We start from the raw sequence: 18,420 nt of genomic DNA on the forward strand, positions 1-18,420 counted from the left end.
TTGCCGCGTCGGTCCCAAGCCGTTTGCCAGCCTTACATAAAACCCACTGAGCGTGAACGACTCTGTCGCAACATGTTCAAGTATGACCGCCCCCGGCCGCACCTGCGTTCCGGCAAGACGCCCTTCAGGAGGAAAAGATTTCGAACCCAAGACCGGGGATTGCGCATGAGAAGCAGTCACCAGCAATAGACACTGAAGTAGGGAGAAAGCGAGCAAGAGGGGCACGCGGCAGCCTATCAGTTCATGGAGACCGTCTCTCCATCTGAATTCTCAAATAGCAGTACTATCATCTCATCGATGCCACGTGGTGCGGATCTTCGTGACTACCTGACCGTGCCTCCTTGCTTGAGATCGAACCATGAGGTGTACTTGTCACCAAACAAGCCGGCGCTCGAGAAATCACATGCGTTGAATTGCCTTCCGCCGCCATCGGTCAGTCGGGCCAGGATCCACGGTCCTTCTCCAGCAGGTGTTTCGATGGGCTCGATCTTCAGGCCATCGAGCGTGAGAGCGATGGGCTGCTCTTGCTGGCCGGCGTTGTATCGGGCATCGCAGGAGAAGAGGATCGGCCCCTGGAAGACGGCGACTTTGCCGGCATAGTCTTCCGCGCCGGTTTGAAAACGCGGAGTGAAGTCCAGCAAAAGGGTGAGCGTGTCGCCGGTGTTCCACTGGCGACGAATCGGCAGGTAGCTTCCGGCCGGCGGCGCCGAAAGCGCCTTGCCGTTCAACGTCACCCGGGTCTGCGCGGACCATTCCGGAATACGGAGATGTAGAGTGAAGGTCTCCGGCTCCTTCACCGTCACCCCGAGACGGATGCCACCCCGGGAGGGATATTGTGTGGTCTGCTCCAGGCTGATCCGGTTGCCCGACTCCAGATCGGCCACGATTTTCGAAGGACCGTAGAAGTTGAGCACCAAGCCATCCTGGTTTTCCATCAAGGCCCAGTTGGCGATATTGCCCAAGGCGCGGGCCGCATTGGTGGAACAGCAGCTCAACGCTCTCCCGTCGTGCGGACCCTGCCGGTTCAGCACGCAGAACTGCCGGAGCCCATCCGGTTGAGTGGCATAAGTGGAGCAGGTTCCACCATAAGGAATGGAGCCGAGGGCGCTGTTGATCGCGCTCCACTCGAGTTCGTCGGCGACACGAGAGTCGCCGGTCAGCCGCAGCATATCGGTGGAAAGGAGTGACCAGGCAACCGTGCAGCAAGTCTCAATGGTTCCCTTGTTGAACGGCGTGCCGAGCAAGCCTTCGTTGGTGGAGAAGCCGCCCGTGATGTGCCGCTCGGTCCTGCGCAGGGTTCGCCACAGGCGTTCAAAGGCGGTCTTGTAGGAGACGTCTCCGCTCAACCAATACATTTCGGAGAGCGCCATGATATTGTGGACACTTTCCCAGCGGCGCACCGGAAAGTCGCTGACCGTGGGATGACCCTGGCCAAGGTGATAGAAAGCCACGCCACCCGGTTCATTCCATGCCTCATGAATCATGTAGTTGGCCAGATCCAGGTAACGTTGGTCCCGTGTCACGCCATAGAGCCGCACGATGGCATGGCTGATCGATTCGCTGGCGCCGCCCGTCTTGGGCAGGACGTCGCCAGCCGGGCCGTAAGCCTGGATCACGAGATCGGCGACCCTGCGCGCGGCCTCCAGCGCGGGCCGGTATTGCGTATCCTCATAGTAGTCGAGCAATCCACATAGAGTCGCATAATGATTCCAGAGCTCCAGCGAGCCAGCGATGCTTTCGAATGGCCCAAGGTAGCCGTCGGCGCGCTGGGTGCTGATCAAGTCGCGCACAAAGGCGTCGACATGCGCCTTGAGCTCGGGGTTGCGCGTCACGCGCCAGATCAGTTGGGCCGAGCTCAGGTATTGTCCGGTGAATACCCCTGCCCAGGGTGGAAGTCCCTTTTCCGGACGCTCACGCTGAATGCGCAAGAGTCCCGGGTTCTGCTGGGTAAAACTTTTCATGTATTCAGCCAGACGACGGATGCGGCCTCCGAGGTAGCCCTGGAGCCGGATCTCGAGATGGGCCGGCTTCACCAGCTGCGGAGTGACTGCTTGGCCGGGGGACAGCAGCCAGTCCCTGGAATTGGCTTCGTGGAAGATCAGTCGATGAATCTGGCGGGAACGGGTTTCGCCCTGCGGGGATCTTGCGACGATGGTCCAATAGATGTCCGATGCTCCGGCTTGATCGAGTGTCAGATTGATTTCCCGGGAAGTGCCGGCTGCGACCGTTTTCAATAGTTGAGTGCCGCGGGCATCCTTGAAGGTCAGTACCCGATATTCGCCGGCCCCGAGCGATGGCAGCCATTGCAGTTTTGTCCCCTTGGGTTTGTACGAGTGGGAGCCGTCCGAGGGACCGAGGAGTTGCGGAGGAGGTGGCGGTGCGGGCTTGCCGCCGATTGCGCGGAGTTCGCCGGGCACGATCAGGGAATTCTCTTCGCTGAGGTTCAGGGCGGTTGCCTTGATCCAAGCTTCCGAAGGGTTGCCAGCCAATAGGCGGACTTCCTCGATGTCGCCTCCGTATTGTGATTCCTTGGCATCGGAAACCGAGCGGCCGATGCGGACCTGGGTCGATTCGAGCCGGAGCAGCGAATGGAAGTCCTTGGCGGTCCCACGTCCGCCCAAGCTGATCAGGCGCGACCCGGTGGCGGCATTGTAGGAAAATACGGCTGACTGCCATTGGCCGATGCCGACACCGTCCAAACTCAATTCGGAAGTGCCGGAGCGAAAGAGCAGGCGGCCGCCGCTGGTAAGCACATCGAATCCGCTGCTGGAGAAAAGAGTGAGGGGTTCGGTATTCGCCGGCCTAAAGCGGCAAATCAGGGTCAGGTTGGGACTGGCGGCCTGATCCTGCGGGGGAGTCACTTCCAGATAGCCCCGATTGCTGCTGTCGAAAGTGATCCAGCGATGGGACTGGTCCATGATCAACCCGGCCGTCCAGCCATTCTGAACCACGAAACCCTGTTTCAATAGGTCCGACCCCCGCCCGGTGGCGTCCGTCAGGTCGCCGGACAAATGGAGGACAGCCAGATGCGACTTGTCCCAGATCAGCTTTGTCGGGAGAGCAGGGGCATGGGGATTGCCAAGATACAGGTCGAAGCCCTGGCCGGAAGTTCCAGCCTTGATCTTCGGAATGCGGACATAAAATCGGATGTCGTCCGGTCTCCAGGAGACCATCTCCAAATCCAGAACGGCACCATCCGCTCCAATGGCACGCAGGTCACGCCCGCCGTCTGCCGAAAGGGTTCTTGGAAAATGTGCATCGCCCAACTTTACCCATAAAGGAAAATCAGCAAGATCTTCGCCGATCGACGAAGCGTCGATGCCAATATGCTGGCGATGGGTCCATGCCTTGTCCCACCATTCGTTCGCATGCAGGAAGCCCGCGGACGCAAGAATGAATGCGACGCATCGAACACCGCGCAGTTTTCGTGAAGCCATGAGACAGGTATGCACCAATTTCCAAGCGAGATACTACGCCTCAGCACTCAATCTTCGCTACTATTTGCTCAGCGAAGGCACGATTTCCCTGCACTTCGGGTTCGCAGATCCTCCCGGACACGCACTTTCTCAAACCCGCGGAGCAGTCCACTACGACAACGAGATTCACCGCTATGATCTCACGGAGTTCCTCGAAGACACTCTCGAGCAGGACCGCATTCAGCAGCGCATATTTTATGACCACGCTTTTCTTCATTGAGCCAATAATGTGATTCTTTGAGAGCATAGACGTAGCCTTCATCCACATAAGAAGGCATGCTCGGAAACACATCGCCGCGTCCAGTTGCCCAGGCACATGCCTCGCCGGTATTGTCGCCCAACCCAGATATTCCGCCACGGCACCGCCGAGATTCGTCCCATGAAGCCATCCACAATCCTCGCATCCCTCCTTTTGCTCTCAACGCTGGCCGGCACCGCGGCTGCCTCATCTGAGACACCTCGACAGACTGTCCCTCTTGACGGCTCATGGTCCTTCCAACTCGATCCCGACAGCGTCGGGCGGAAGGAACAATGGTACAAGGACGCCAGACTGCTCTCCGGCAGGATCGTCGTGCCCGGCGCTTGGGACGCCCAGGGATACGGTCCGGAAACGGACAAGATGCGGCACAACTTCATCGGCAGGGGCTGGTACAAGCGAACGGTCGACATCCCGGCCGCCGCCGGCGACCAGCGCTTCTTTCTGCGCTTCGGCGGCGTGTACCGCGCAGTGCGCGTGTGGGTGAACGGACGTGAAGCCGGCTCTCACCTCGGCTACGTTTCGGCCTTCGAGTTCGACATCACTCCTTTCGTGAAGCCGGGCCAGCCGGCATCCATAGCGCTCGAGGTCAACTCTCAGCAGCAAATCGACGTCGATCCGCTCATGGGCTGCATCGACATCCCCGACCACCTCTTCAGCTTCTGGGGCGGCATCTGGGGCCACATCGCGATTGAGCGCCGCAGCGCGACCTGGCTGGAGGAACTGTTCGTGCAGCCACAGCTCGCCGCCGGCAGCGCACTCGTCTCCGCCCGGCTCAGCGGCGCGGCCGGCACCGCCGACACCGTGCGCCTCGATGTGTTTGCTCCGGACGGCCGCAAGGCCGCCGAACGCCAGGTGCCGCTCCACCAGGTGCTCGCCAACGACCGGATCGAACTCGTGGTAGAGCTGCCCGACGCGCCGCGATGGACTCCGGAAACGCCACATCTGCACCGGGCCCGCCTCACACTGCTGGACGGAAACCGCACGGTGGACGTCGTCGAAACGCGATTCGGCATGCGCAGCATCGAGATCCGCGGCACCGACTTCCACGTCAATGGAACGAAATACTACCTCAACGGCTACGGCGACGATGCGGTTTATCCGGATACGATCGCGCCACCATCCGACAAGCAGTTCTACCTCGACCGGCTCAGGGTCGCCAAAAGTTACGGCTTCAACTTCGTCCGTCACCACAGCCATTTCCTGCCGCCGGAATACTACGAGGCCTGCGACGAGATCGGCATGTTCGTCTCGCCGGAGCTGCCAATTGCCTACATGCGCTACTACAACCGCGCGAAGGGCGCGGCCCGCGACACCTACCGCCGCGAATGGGCCGGTGCCATTCTCCGCTACCGCAACCATCCCTCGATATTCGACTGGTGCATGGGCAACGAGCTGTGGGGCGGCGTCGACCTCGCCCCTGAACTCTACAACCTCGCCAAGCGCCTTGATCCCACGCGCCCGGTCATCGATACGGACGGCGTCTTTCCAGCGGGCTTCATCGACGGAACCAAGGATCGTGCCACGGTGGACTTCTACACCGTGATGTTCGGCATCCTCACCACGCCGCTCGAAAACCCGGACAAGTTCAAAACCGGCACCCCGCTCAAGCCGGTCATCACACACGAGGAGGGCAACTTCGTCAGCTTCCCCCGCCTCGATTCCATCCCGCTCTACGACCAGTCGCCATTCAAACCTTTCTGGCTGACCGTCGCCCGCGACAAGATTGCGCGGGCTGGACTCCTCGACGAAACGGCGAACTGGTCCCTGCAGTCGGAGAAACTCTACTACCTCTGTCACAAATTCAACCTCGAGGCCCTGCGCAAGAATCCGAAGATCTCCGGCTACCACTGGTGGCTGCTGCAGCCTTGGTATCCCGGTTCAAACGGCTTGGTCGACGTCCACCGCCGCCCGAACTCCATCACGCCAGAGCAGGTCCGCCAGATCAACGGTCCGGTCGTGCTCCTCCAGGACGGCCTGCAGCTGAACTACCGCGGTCGCGAGCAGGTCCGGCTCCAACTTTCAGTTTCGAACTATTCTCCGAACGTATTCAAGGACGCGACGCTTGCCTGGCGAATCAACCGCGGCACGGAGGTTCTTCAACGGGGCAATCGTTCCACCGGGGAGATCGAGCAGGGTCAGATAGTGCCGCTCGGCGCGCTTGAGTTCGCGCTGCCCGATCCGGCTGGCCCCGAGAAGTTCCAGGTCCAGATCGAACTTAAGGCTGGCGGCAAGATCTGTACGAACCAGTGGGAAGCCTGGGTCTATCCCTCTCGCTCCCCAACCGTCGACGCACGCGTGCCTATGTATGGCAGCGCCGATCTCCTCCCCATGCTGAAGGCATTCAATCCGCGCCCAATTCCTGCCGACGGCGTGCTGCCGGCACCAGCCGTGTACGTGGCGCGCCAGCCCAACTCCCGCCTGCTCGAGACCGCTGAGCGCGGCAGCAGCGTGGTGCTGCTTTCGCCGACGGATGTTTTTCCCACGGACGTCACCACCTGGAAAACCGCCTGGTGGCTCGGTGTGTTCCCGGGCGACAGCAACGCCGGAACGGTCGTTTACGATTCACCCGTGACAAAGGCCATGGCACCCGACGGTTGGTGCGACGCCGGCTGGTTCCACCTGCTGCAGGGCGCACAGACCGTCATCCTCGACACCCTGCTCGCTCAGCCGGACGTCCTGATCCGCGCACTGAATGTCCACAGCGCGCCGACACCCTTCACCCGCGAGCTCGATTTCGACTACGTCTGGAGAAACAAATCGCTGCTTTTCGAGACCGGCGTTGGCCAAGGCTCATGGATCGTCAGCGGACTCAACTTCGACAACGCGCTCCGTCACGGCGGGCCGGAAGGCCCATGGCTGCTCGCGCAGCTGCTCACCCGCGCACAGAGCCTGCCTCACCCCCGGCACTCGATCCCGCTGGCCACGCTCCGCGACGCCGTCTCAAAATCGCCGTTCGCTCAGGGCTCGCTGGTGTCAGGCTATGCCCGCACCCTGAAGCACAAGGGCGAGACTGCGCGCGGCCTCAGCTACCGCGAGATCAACGCTGACGGCCTGCGCATACGCCAGGAGGAGGCGCTGCATGAACTCGCCTGGGAAACTGCGCCAGTGCCAACGGCCGCTCGCACGACCTTCGTCTTTGCCGGTGGCACGGCGTTCGCCGAGCGCAGCGCGAGCAACATGGGCTTCGGCCTTTGGGTGAACGGTGCCAAGATCCTCAACTTCGATGCCACCAAGGAAGCGACAACCTGGCGGAGCGACGACGGCCGCTACATTCTAGGCTTCGTGCCCGTGCTCAGCCAGTCCTCGTGGTCCGAGTCGACAGGCCTGTTCTACCTGTCTGTGCCCGGCGAAGCGCTCACCGCAGGCCAGCCCGCGAAGATCCGCGTGCACTCGATCGGCCACGACAACGCCCGCTGGTTCATGCTGAACCCATACACCGACGTCCTCGACGGAGCCATCGTCGCCGACGCCACACGCTGACCTTTTCCCTTCCGGCGCATCCGTGCGCCGGCGTCACCTCCCGTCCTTTTCCGCCAGCCACGTCCTTCGGCGTGGGTTGGCGAATGTGCCCTTCCTTGCTATCATGCACCGGACCATGCCGTCCCTCCACGCGCCGCACGTTCGCCTTCTTCTCCTCGGCTGTCTCGGATCCGCCATCGGGTTCGTTTTCGCCGCCGCTGCAATCAATCCCACCGAGGTGCGCGTACGCTGGCAGCCGCGGTTGCCACCCACCGACGCCCGGAACCTGGTGCCGAACAGCGGCTTCGAGCTCGGAGGCGCCGGCTGGTCGAGTCTTGGCGAAAGGACTGCCTGGGGCGGCGACCTTTCCTCGCTTTTCGGCACCGTCACCACCGCCGAAAAATACGAGGGCGACCGCAGCCTCGAGGTGGCCATGGGCCCCGGCGTCACACCGGTTACCCACTTCGACTGCTGGCCCGCCGCCACCGTCGTACAGGAGGCCCCGCTCGCAGTGAACCTGGGTTGGATCGACGTGGTGCCAGGAAAAACCTACACGCTCTCCGCCTATTTGAAGGCCGACCATGCCGGCGTGCCGGCGCGCCTCGTCATGCGCTTCGGCGGCGACCCGGCACCCGATCCGCACCCGACCAATACCGAGCACTCTGTCGTGCTTTCCGAACGCTGGGAACGCCATGCCTTCACCTTCAAGGCAACTTCGATGAGCGTATGCGTGGGCGTCGGTCCCGACCTCCGCCGGCGGCCCGGCGCGAGCGCCCGCGTGTGGATCGACGCCGTGCAGTTCGAGGAGGGTGCGCAGGCGTCCGCCTACGAGTCCCGCGCTCCGATCGAGGTGGCGATCGAGTCCGGCCACTTCGGAAATGTCTACACTGTCGGCGAACCTCCAGGTCTTCGCGTGACGACCTTCAACCGCTCAGGTAAAGGCGCGGATATCGACGTAGACGTCACACTCACGGACTATTTCGACCTGCCGCTGCCTGGGTCCCACCAGCGCTTCAACGCACCGGCAGGCAGACAATCCGTCGTCACGATGCCTCTGCCGCTGCCCGGCCCAGGCTATTACCGCGCAACGGCCGTCGCAACGTCGGCCGGTCTTCGGCAGGAATCGCGTTTCCCGCTGGCATTGATCCACGACTACCGCAGGCCCGAAACCCTGTTCGGGCTGAACCACGCTCCGACCAATCGCGATCTCCTCGACCAATTCCGCCGCGCTGGCGTGTTCTGGGCCCGCGAATGGTCGCTCGACTGGGAGGAGGTGCAGCCGAAGCCTGGGCCGTTCCGCTGGGAGGAAGCCGATCGGCAGGTGTCCCGGCTGGAGGTTGCCAACTGGAAGATCCTCGCCCTCCTGCCGGCTTTCGCGTCCGCGAAATGGGCCAGCTCGCTCCCTCCCGACTACAAGCTGCCGCCGAAGGTCTGGCGAGCGACCCCCGAATGGGCCTGGCTCGCAGTCGCGCCGAAAGACAACGCGAATCTGGCAAACTATATCCGGGCGACTGCGACGCGTTACCAGGGTCGCGTCGCCTACTATGAATTTCTCAACGAGCCCACGACCAGCACCGCACTGCCCGCACCCTACCGCGGACTGCCGGGTTTCACCTACGACGCGCAAGCCTACGTGGATCTCCTGAAAATCGCCTCGCGCACATTGCGCGACGCGAACCCGTCAGCGAAGCTTGTCGGCGGATACTCACTGGAGGTGCTGCACCGCGCCCCGCACTTCATCCGCGCCGGCGGTCTCGAGCTCATCGATATTCTCAACATTCACCCGTACGGCTTTTTCGAGGATCAGCCCGAGGACTTCATCCCGCAGATGAACGAGCTTCTTTCACTCATGGACCATTCTCCAACGGGCCGAAAGCCGATCTGGGTCACGGAAGCCGGCTACTACGCCGAGGACGACAAGGCGCGTGAGCCGTGGATCGAGCCGAACGCGCCATTCGCGATGGAGAGCGAGAAAGCGGCGGCCGACCAGACGATCCGCCACGCGGTCATCATGTTCTCCCACGGGGTGGAAATGATCTTCTACCACATGGGCAGCTCCGGCGAGGTGAACGACGGCATGCGCGACCTCGGCAACGCCCTGCTCGGCCCCGGGGGCACGCCCCAGAAAACCTATCCGGCCCTCGCGTTCCTGTCGCACCTGTTTGCCCCCGGATTCAAATACGTCGCCCCGCTCGACAAGCCCGCCTTGCTCAAGGGCCTGCCCACCGATTCCATCTACGGATACGCCTTCCAATGCGGCAGCAAGGCTGTCCTCGTCGCCTGGTCGCCGGGCGACGCGCAGCACGACCATGTGTGGATGCTCAAGATTCCCCGCGACGTCGACGCCTACAATCTTGTCGGCACGAAACTCCACGAAGGCGGCAACGGCAAGACCGTGGTGCTGGGCGACTCGCCGGTTTATCTCGTCACGGAACTCATGCCCGCCGAAGATCTCGCCCGCTCGCAGATCCTCAGAGTCGGCCGCCACCCCCAAGCCCTCCCGCCACCGACGTTCATGGGCTTCTAGCGGGAATTGCTGAAACGCACCGGAGGTCCAAAAAAATTGCTGTTCGCATGCGAATGAGTCGAAGCTAACATTGGTGCACACACGCTGAGCGAATAGTCCCATTCTTTGAGCTCATGCACGTAGCTTGGAAGCATCGGAAAAGGCATGCTTTTCGCTGCAAGCTCAATGCCTCGAGCCATGGTTTTCTCAGTCGCTCAACTCGGCCCCCGAATCAATGGATCGAGGAATCATCAAACCCAATTCAATCAACAAGACCCTTCCTCATGAAACAACCTGACTCTTCAGACCTTCAATGGCCCCATGAATTTCCCGGCGTTCACTGGATCGATGAAAAGGAGGAGCTAAGCGTCCTTGATGTGCTGCGCAATGGCTCGCTCTTTCGCTACTACGGCACCAAACCGCCGCATCATGTGGACGATCTTGAGCATGCGGCACGCGAGTTCTATGACGTGAAACACGCCCTCGCGATAAACAGCGGCACCGGAGCGTTGATCTGCGCGATGACTGCGCTCGGCATCGGCCCGGGCTGCGAGGTCATCGTCCCCGCATTCTTGTGGGTGGCCTCCGTGGGCGCGATCGTCCAAGTCGGAGCCATTCCTGTCATCAGTGAAGTGGATGACTCGTTCAACCTTGATCCTGCCAGGCTCGAACGCGCCATCACTCCACGCACCAAGCTCATCATCGCCATTCATATGGCGGGCGCACCGTGTGATATGGACCCAATCATGGCCGTTGCTCAACGCCATGGCATCAAGGTACTTGAGGACTGTGCGCAGGCCAACGGCGGCTCATATCGGGGCCGCAGGCTTGGCTCGATTGGACACATGGCCATTTTCAGCCTTCAGCTTAACAAGAACATGACCTGCGGTGAAGGTGGTTTGATTGTCACCAACGACGACAAACTCTACGAACGCGCCTTTTCAGCCCATGACATGGGCATGGTGCGCCGGAACGGACGCCTTGCCCAGCCTGAGGACTATGCGCTTTCCTGGGGCCAGGGCCGACGCATGAGCGAACTTTGCGGTGCCGTAGCTGGTGTGCAGCTGAAAAAACTGCCGGCTATCCTCGATCGGATGCGCAACTCGAAGCGTCGCATCAAAGCCGGACTCACCGGAACGGCTGGTTTGGCGTTCCGCAGGATTGTGGACGACAAGGGCGACACCGGTCCGTTTCTCATTCTGCTGCTGGAAAATGCCACAATCGCACAGGGCCTCCTTGTCCAACTGCGGAGCAGCGGCTTTCACAATGCATTCCGCATCGCGGACTACGGCCTTCACATCTATTCGAACATCACCGCATTGGTGAAAAAAACTCCACTGTCCCCCGCCGGCAATCCTTGGTCGGCACCAGAGAATCGCTCGAGCGTTTACCAATACGCAAAGGGCGCGTGTCCTCTCAGTGACTCTCTCTTCGAAAGATCAGTCCTGCTGCCCATTCCCTCCTGCCTCACAAGCGCCCAGGAAGACACCGCAATTGGGACAATAAAGAAGGCCCTCCGCACCAAGGCATAATCCGCAGGAACGGGGGAACAGCGTGAATTTTCGTCCTGTTGAAATGCCAGGAGTGACATTGCGAACAAGCCTGCTCGTCCTGGCATTTGCCGTCTGTTCGACCATTATCGTTGGCCAGGATATGAACCTCGTCGTGAACGGCTCGTTTGAAGAGCGGGTTCACAATCTTCCCGCGGGATGGATGAATGAACTGGACGAGAAAGACCAAGCCATAGCGACATGGAACATCGATGGCGGAGCCACGGGGAGCGGCAATTCAGTGAGGATCGACTGCACATCGTCCCCCATGCCAGGAACCAGCTATGCGGCACTGCTGCAAAAGGGAATCGCGCTGATTGCCGGGCGGGAGTACACTCTGGTTTTCAAGGCCAGGAGTGCGGCAATCGCGGACAGCGCATTCTCCGTACAAGTAAAGGACACGCGCAATCTTTCGGTACCAGTCTTTCGGGCGATCGTAAGGGCAGGCACAGAGTGGAAGGAATTCCAGTTTGCATTCAAACCGGACCGTGACATGTCGCGGGACAATTCGCTCCTGCAGTTCGTGCTGGCATCGACCGGCACGGTCTGGCTCGATGATGTTTCCCTGCAAAGCACATCGAATGCGGGTGCCAACGTGGTCGCTGCGCCAAGATTTCAGCCGCGGCTTGCCCGCACTGCCTCAAGAAACCTGATACCGAACGGCTCCTTCGAATGCGGAGGAGACGGCTGGCTGTCACTAGGCGAGGGACTGCCCTATGGGGGAAACGTTGCCGGCTTGTATGGCAATATTGAGACTGGTCGGTCCCCGGACGGTGCACACTCCTTTCGAATCGATCATGGGCCCGGTCTCACCCCCGAATCATACTTTGACTGTTTTCCACCACAATACATCCGGCAGCGCCGACTATTGGTCGCCAATCGCGGATGGATGGACGTCGAGCCTGGACGCCCCTACACTCTCTCTGCTTTCATGAGATCCGATCGGCCCGGCACAAAGGGGGTCCTGCAGTTTGTCTTCAATGCGGATGCAAATAAGTCAATGGAGCCTTTGACAAAGGAAGTGCTGCTCACTGGAGAGTGGCAGCGTTTCTCGTACACTGTGATCGCTCCGGCCGACAGCGTTTATATAGCAGTCGGTGCAGACGTCCGCGATGCGGCCATGTCTGCAAACATCATGTTCTGGGTGGATGCCATCCAACTGGAAGCTGGCGAATCAATGAGTTCTTTTGAACCACGGAACCCCGTTGAATTCGGATTCAATTCAGAGAGATATGGAAATGTCTATTCTGCCGGGCCCTCGCCAACCATCCAGATTGTCGGTCACAATACTTCCAGCGTTCCAAAGGAAATCACGTTCGACATCCAGTTGACGGACTACTGGGACCAGCATCTCCCCGCACGCACGATTGCTTTGACACTTCCAGCCAACGGAAGATCTGTCCTGCCGCTGCCGCTGAACCTTCCAACAGGCTACTATCGTGCGCAATTCTCCTGGAATTTGGACGGCCAGGCGCACATCCATGGGATGCAGCTATCGGTCATTGAACCCTACAAGCATGACGATTCTCCATTCGGCCTGAACCATGGACCGACCACCTTGGAAGCCTGCCGCCAGATCAGGCAGGCGGGTGTGACCTGGATTCGGGATTGGGCGGTGAACTGGGAGTGGGCGGAACCCCAGCGGGGCAAACTCTCATTTGCCCCAATCGATCCACACCTGCAAAGGCTCCGAAAAGCAGGCATGAACATTCTGAGCCTGCTGCCGTCGAATCCCTCAACAAGTTGGTCTACAACAGCCCCGGATTCCGTGCCAAACAAATCCTGGTATAGATTGGCCTACGCACCCAAGGATCCAGGACTGCTGTTTGATTTCGTCGCAAAAGCCGCATCGCATTACAAGGGTTTGGTGACATACTGGGAGTTTCTCAATGAACCGTTATGGGTTCCGGATTTCTGCCTGCCGAAAAAGGGAGGCTATACAATCGAAACCTACATCGGTCTCCTAAAGGGCGCAGCGAAAGCCATTCGGTCTTCAAATCCCGATGCAAAAGTCCTGGGTGGTCTGGCAATCCAGCCAGAGATAACCTTCGGCGATGAATTCATCAAGGCTGGCGGTCTTGACTTCGTCGATATTTTCAATCTCCACCCCTATGCGGGCACGCGCGAACCGGAGTCGTTCATCCCAAATATGGAGCGCATATGGCGCGTGATGGATGAATTTGGCATTCGGAAAACGATCTGGGCGACAGAGGCCGCCTACTACGGAATAGATGAATTCCCCTATCTGCCCTGGAGCCCGCCAGTAAACCAGTTCGCTGCCAATCGACTCCTAAAGAGCGAGCGACAGGCCGGTGACTATATCGTGCGGTTTTCAACAATCATGCTTTCATACGGTGTGGAAAAGATCTTCTGGCACGAACCGATCGCCGATGACGCCAACAAGGGGGTCACGGATATCGAAAATCCTTTTGTGGCACCGGGCGGATTTCTCCGCAAGGCATGCGTGGCGCTCTCCGCCTTCACAAACTTGCTTGGGCCAAAACCGGCATTTGGCGGGAGACTTCAAGTTCCGAAGCAGGTTTCGGGACAGGGTACAGACAACGTCCATGGCTATGCCTTCGCGAACGGCGAATCCTCAATCTTGATTGCCTGGGCCACCGAGAAACGAGGCGAAGCGAATTGGACGATTCATCCCCCCGCACATTCAATGGTCAGAAGCGTAACGGGCGCCCTTCTGGAAGGCAGCGGAATCAGGCTGTCGGAATCACCTGTCTATATTCAAAGCAATAGCCTCACTCCAGGAGAACTCGCCCGGCAATGTGTTCTCACCGCGCTCCAGTAGTTCTCATGGCGAGCACTCATCTCCAGCCAAGGATCAGTCACTTCCTCTCAATCTGTCCATCCAGGCAGCACAATCTACATTGCTGAATGTCGACGCTGGTTCGAATTATGACCATGAGGCACCTCTTACCCTGGTTCTCTTCAATTGCCGCTTTAATGGTGGCACCGTGTATCGCGCGCAACGAGACTCCTCCAACTCCACAGGCAACGACGATATCTGAAGGTGACAAGGTCAAGTCACCGGGTAGTCAGGACAAGGAGTGGTGGAAGAACACTGGCCACCCCAAAGGGCAGTGGTGGCTAACCTATCCCGGATATGAACCCGAAGAGGCCAGAAAGATCTGGGCACGCGTTGGAATTCCGCCTGCACCTGTACTTTCTGCCGAGGACGCCCTGAAGACGTTTCAGGTCGACCAGGGATTTCGAGTGGAGTTGGTTGCCTGCGAGCCCATGGTGATTCGTCCGGTTTTCATGAGATTTGATGAAGCTGGCCGTCTTTGGGTCGCAGAAATGCCGGGATATATGCGGGATGTTGCCGGCACGGGGGAGGATGCCCCAACCGGCCGAATAGTGGTGCTGGAGGACCTGAATGAAGATGGGCGCATGGACAAGTCGACCGTGTTTCTGGACAAGCTGGTGATGCCACGCACCCTGGCTTTTGTTCCCGGCGGCGTTCTCGTGGTTGAACCACCCAGGATTTGGTATGCCCAGGACAAGGATGGCGATCTTGTCGCTGACGAACGAATCGTTGTCGCGGAACACTATGGAGAACGCGGCAATCCCGAACACTCCGCGAATGGGCTCCTGCCAGCAATGGACAACTGGATGTATTCGGCAAAGAGCGCGGAGCGCCATCGATTCTCCGGTGGCCAGCTCATATCCGAGCCAACTCTCTTTCGTGGACAATGGGGTATCGCACAAGACGATGCGGGTCGACTTTACTACAACTACAATGCCTCACCGCTCCACGCGGACATGGTGCCCGGCGAATATTTTCTACCTGTCGAGGGGATGGACCTCTCTCAATCGCGGAATCTGAGGGGACCCATGCTGGTGAATGCATCATTGGTGGATGACAATTCAGTCTATCCGGTTCGGGTCACCCCATTGGTCACGCTAGGAGCATCCGACCTCAGACCCGACGGAACGTTGAAACACTTTACAGCAGCTTCGGCTCCGCATGTCTATCGCGCGTCATTGTACCCCGAAGACTACCGGGGCAGTGTGTTTGTGGCCGATCCCGTCGGCAATCTGGTGAAGCGCTTCAAGCTTGAGTGGCGTGGCGGCCAGCCAAAGGCGCTCGCGACGGGTCATCAGCGGGAATTTCTGGCCTCAAGCGACGAACGTTTTCGCCCTGTATTCATGGAAACAGGACCTGAGGGGGCCCTGTACGTAGCCGACATGTATACGGGAATCGTAGAGCACAAACGATATGTAACCGAATATCTGCGGGAACAGATCCTCAGCAGAGAAATTGGCGCCTTCGCGCCAACGGGGCGAATCTATCGCATAGTTCCCACACAGGCCCGGGCACCCAAACCAACGAAGCTCGATCATGCTTCTCCTGAGCAATTGGTTCGGCAGCTTTCGTCGGACAATGGCTGGGTCAGAGATACGGCACAACGACTGCTGGTGCAGGGAAAACCTCATCAAGTGGTTTCCATGCTTCGCGCGATGGCAAAGGAGGATTCCAACGCCCTCGGCCGTTTGCACGCACTTTGGACCCTCGCCGGTCTGAACGAAATCGATATCCCTGCATGCGAAATTGCATCGCACGACGTTCATCCTTGGATTCGATGTGCGGCATTGCGAGTGAGTGAAACTCTTTCCACCACAATGCATCCTTCGTTGATGGATTTGTATCGTCGGATCTCGTCGGATCCAGACATCGAGGTACGACTGCAACTTGTTCTAACGTTGGGTGCGGTACGCACTCCAATGGCTCTGCAGCTCATGATTGATATGCTTGAGAAGGAAAGCGACATGCGGATGGTGAGTGCCGCGGCGGCAGGCATGATATCGGCTCCGATCGAGGCAATACGCGAGCTCATGATGCTTTCCGGTTGGGAACAGGAAACTGAACTGCGCCATGTGTTGCTCGAGCAGCTTGGACTGATTGTCATGCAGCGTCGAAACGCCTCCATGGTGTCGGCCGTCTTCAGCATCCTGAGTCACAAGGCTGCTACGGACTGGCGTGTCAAAGCTGTGCTTCAGGGGCTTGCGTTCAAGGCTGCGAGCGGATCAAGATTGGAATTGCCGGAAGAGCCACGATTGTTTTCTTCGATGCGAGGGACTGGGGGCGAATCGGTTGACAAGTTGCTGGCGGATCTCTCCGCGAAATTGACCTGGCCGGGAGACCCCTCGCAAAAGGCTCCAACCCTTCGCCCTCTGACCCCATCAGAGCAGACATTATTCGAAATCGGGCGCGAACACTATACATCAATCTGTGCCGCCTGCCATCAATCAAACGGACAAGGGCTGAATGGTGTGGCTCCAACACTTGTAAGATCGGAGTGGGTCACCAATTCACACGAACTCCCAATCAATATTATCCTGCATGGCGTGAGCGGGCCAATCGAAGTCAGCGGGGAAAAGTGGAACATGGTGATGCCCGGACTCGGTTCAACTGGCGCGCAGCTTGACGATGAAAAAATCGCGGGAATAGTAACCTATATTCGCCGTCAGTGGGGTAATATGGATTCACCTGTTTCTCCGGCTGAAGTTGCCCGGATACGCGCGAAATCGCGCAACAGGACTGCGCCGTGGACCGCCGTCGAGCTGATCAATCTTCAAAAGCCCAACCCCCTTTAAGCAATCCCGCTTCAATAGTCTCACTCATCATAACGCACCTATCCTCGAGTTTGAGGCTCCGTATTCAAAGTCATTTATCATATGACATCGATTTCATTCTCGGTGTTTTCAAGAGCTCCTGCGCTCCTGATGCCATGCTTGCAACGCGGCGCTGCTTGGGCGCTGCTGCTATTGCTGGTGTGCACCCGAATGCCTGGTGAAGCCTTTCGGGCGGGGGTGGCGAGAGTGGATGTGACGCCAACCGAATCCAAGCAGCTACTCGGTTATTCCGCACGAAAATCTACAGGCATACACGATCGACTCCATCATCGTGTGTTGGTGCTGCACGACGGCTCGACGGAAATTGTCATCGTTTCATCGGATTTCTGCCTGATTGCTCCGTCCTTCTACGACCAGGTGGCTGCTCGACTGGAAAGAGAACAAGGCATTCCGCGCATCAATTTCTGGTGGACATTGACACACACCCATTCAGCCCCGGAGGTGGGTGGTCCCGGACTGCCGGAACAATTCCTGGGACATCGCTACCGGCATCCCGTGGATACAGCCTACGCGGATTTTGTGGAAAGCACTTTATTGAATGCGATAGCAGAGGCGCGGAAGCGGCTTGCACCCGCAAAATTGGGTGTTGGATGGGGATACTCCCGTGCGAATATCAATCGTCGGGCAAGGGATCTGGGTGGGCGCACATCACTGGGGATGAATCCGGACGGAGCGGTGGATAGGAGAATTGGTCTGATCCGAATGGAAAAGGTTGATGGAACCCTTCTGGCACTGCTGGCAAACTATCCGATCCATGGAACTGTGATGGGGCAGGAGAATCTATTGATCAGTGGGGACGCCCCGGGAACAGTGGCCAACTATGTTGAAGAGAGGACCGGAGCAACGATGCTGTTCATCAACGGAGCTGCCGGCAACCTGGCTCCCATCTACAGCGTATATCCTTCCCCGTCAGCCGGGAGACTTGGTCAATTTCGAGTGTTGCTGGGGGACAAGATCATCGAAGCAAACAACAGAATTGGAGGCATGACTGGCAGAGTGACGTTGAAAGCTGATGAGCTGATTGTCGAAACTCCCATGAAGGAGGGATTGGCCTGGCCCGAGAGTCTGAAGAGCTACGCAAGACTGCGACCCGACGGCAACACGGCCGTGAAGGTGCCGGTGCGATTCTTGAGAATCAATGACGAGATTGCGATCTGGGCGGCGCCATTGGAGCTGTTCTGCGAGATCTCGAACGCCGTCAGGGATCAGTCTCCATTCCCCTACACATTCTATTTTGGGTACACAAATGGCTGGCTTGGGTACTTGCTCACCGCGGACGAATTATCGATGGGCGGATATGAACCAACGGTATCTCCGTTCACAGCGGCAGCTGAGGAAGACCTGCGCGAAGCCGTTTCCGGCCATCTCAATGGAGGTTTGATTTCTAGCCGCTGATTTCGAGTCGAATCCTGGCGATCGCGGACTGCTGCGATTGGATATGGGATTCCGGGCATCCCACGGATTAGTTTGCTGGAAGCACGTGCGAATTGGCCGAAAGATCCGGAAGTGGAAGGGGTA

Annotated in this window: 8 protein-coding genes; 7 read left to right on the plus strand and 1 reads right to left on the minus strand. The window is 59.0% G+C overall.

What is annotated here, in order from left to right:
• Positions 1-323 precede the first annotated feature (323 nt).
• The gene (locus tag HS122_05250) at positions 324-3,437 is read right to left on the minus strand and encodes a glycoside hydrolase family 127 protein (GenBank protein MBE7537799.1); all 3,114 of its coding nucleotides are present in this window, start codon (positions 3,435-3,437) and stop codon (positions 324-326) included.
• On the opposite strand from HS122_05250, the gene HS122_05255 reads away from it, so the two are divergent.
• The 7 genes from HS122_05255 to HS122_05285 all read left to right on the plus strand — a co-directional run bounded on the left by HS122_05255 (position 3,436) and on the right by HS122_05285 (position 18,297).
• On the plus strand, positions 3,436-3,696 hold the full coding sequence (locus tag HS122_05255) for a hypothetical protein (GenBank protein ID MBE7537800.1): 261 nt from the start codon (positions 3,436-3,438) through the stop codon (positions 3,694-3,696). The genes HS122_05250 and HS122_05255 overlap by 2 nt on opposite strands.
• A 159-nt stretch (positions 3,697-3,855) precedes the next feature.
• Positions 3,856-7,215, plus strand: coding sequence for a hypothetical protein (locus HS122_05260; protein MBE7537801.1), 3,360 nt, complete (start codon positions 3,856-3,858; stop codon positions 7,213-7,215).
• Between the two features lie 115 nt (positions 7,216-7,330).
• Complete coding sequence (locus HS122_05265) at positions 7,331-9,721, plus strand: hypothetical protein (GenBank protein ID MBE7537802.1); 2,391 nt, start codon at positions 7,331-7,333, stop codon at positions 9,719-9,721.
• Between the two features lie 263 nt (positions 9,722-9,984).
• Positions 9,985-11,232: a DegT/DnrJ/EryC1/StrS family aminotransferase gene (locus HS122_05270; GenBank protein MBE7537803.1), complete on the plus strand. Its 1,248-nt coding sequence runs from the start codon at positions 9,985-9,987 to the stop codon at positions 11,230-11,232.
• Positions 11,233-11,284: 52 nt separating this feature from the next.
• A complete protein-coding gene (locus HS122_05275) occupies positions 11,285-14,053 on the plus strand; it encodes a carbohydrate binding domain-containing protein (GenBank protein MBE7537804.1) in 2,769 nt (922 codons plus the stop codon).
• 86 nt (positions 14,054-14,139) lie between these two features.
• Entirely contained in the window at positions 14,140-16,863 is a 2,724-nt protein-coding gene (locus HS122_05280; protein MBE7537805.1) for a c-type cytochrome, read from the plus strand.
• An 81-nt stretch (positions 16,864-16,944) separates the two neighbouring features.
• Complete coding sequence (locus HS122_05285; protein ID MBE7537806.1) at positions 16,945-18,297, plus strand: neutral/alkaline non-lysosomal ceramidase N-terminal domain-containing protein; 1,353 nt, start codon at positions 16,945-16,947, stop codon at positions 18,295-18,297.
• The last annotated feature ends 123 nt before the right edge of the window (positions 18,298-18,420 follow it).

The sequence above is a fragment of the Opitutaceae bacterium genome (assembly GCA_015075305.1).
In the GTDB taxonomy this organism is placed as follows: Bacteria; Verrucomicrobiota; Verrucomicrobiia; order Opitutales; family Opitutaceae; genus UBA6669.

Bases quoted from the DNA above. Each gene is read 5' to 3' on its own strand.
- HS122_05265 (MBE7537802.1), top strand. From the start codon at position 7,331: ATGCCGTCCCTCCACGCGCCGCACGTTCGCCTTCTTCTCCTCGGCTGT.
- HS122_05250 (MBE7537799.1), bottom strand. From the start codon at position 3,437: ATGGCTTCACGAAAACTGCGCGGTGTTCGATGCGTCGCATTCATTCTT.
- HS122_05285 (MBE7537806.1), top strand. From the start codon at position 16,945: ATGACATCGATTTCATTCTCGGTGTTTTCAAGAGCTCCTGCGCTCCTG.
- HS122_05260 (MBE7537801.1), top strand. From the start codon at position 3,856: ATGAAGCCATCCACAATCCTCGCATCCCTCCTTTTGCTCTCAACGCTG.
- HS122_05255 (MBE7537800.1), top strand. From the start codon at position 3,436: ATGAGACAGGTATGCACCAATTTCCAAGCGAGATACTACGCCTCAGCA.
- HS122_05280 (MBE7537805.1), top strand. From the start codon at position 14,140: ATGTCGACGCTGGTTCGAATTATGACCATGAGGCACCTCTTACCCTGG.
- HS122_05270 (MBE7537803.1), top strand. From the start codon at position 9,985: ATGAAACAACCTGACTCTTCAGACCTTCAATGGCCCCATGAATTTCCC.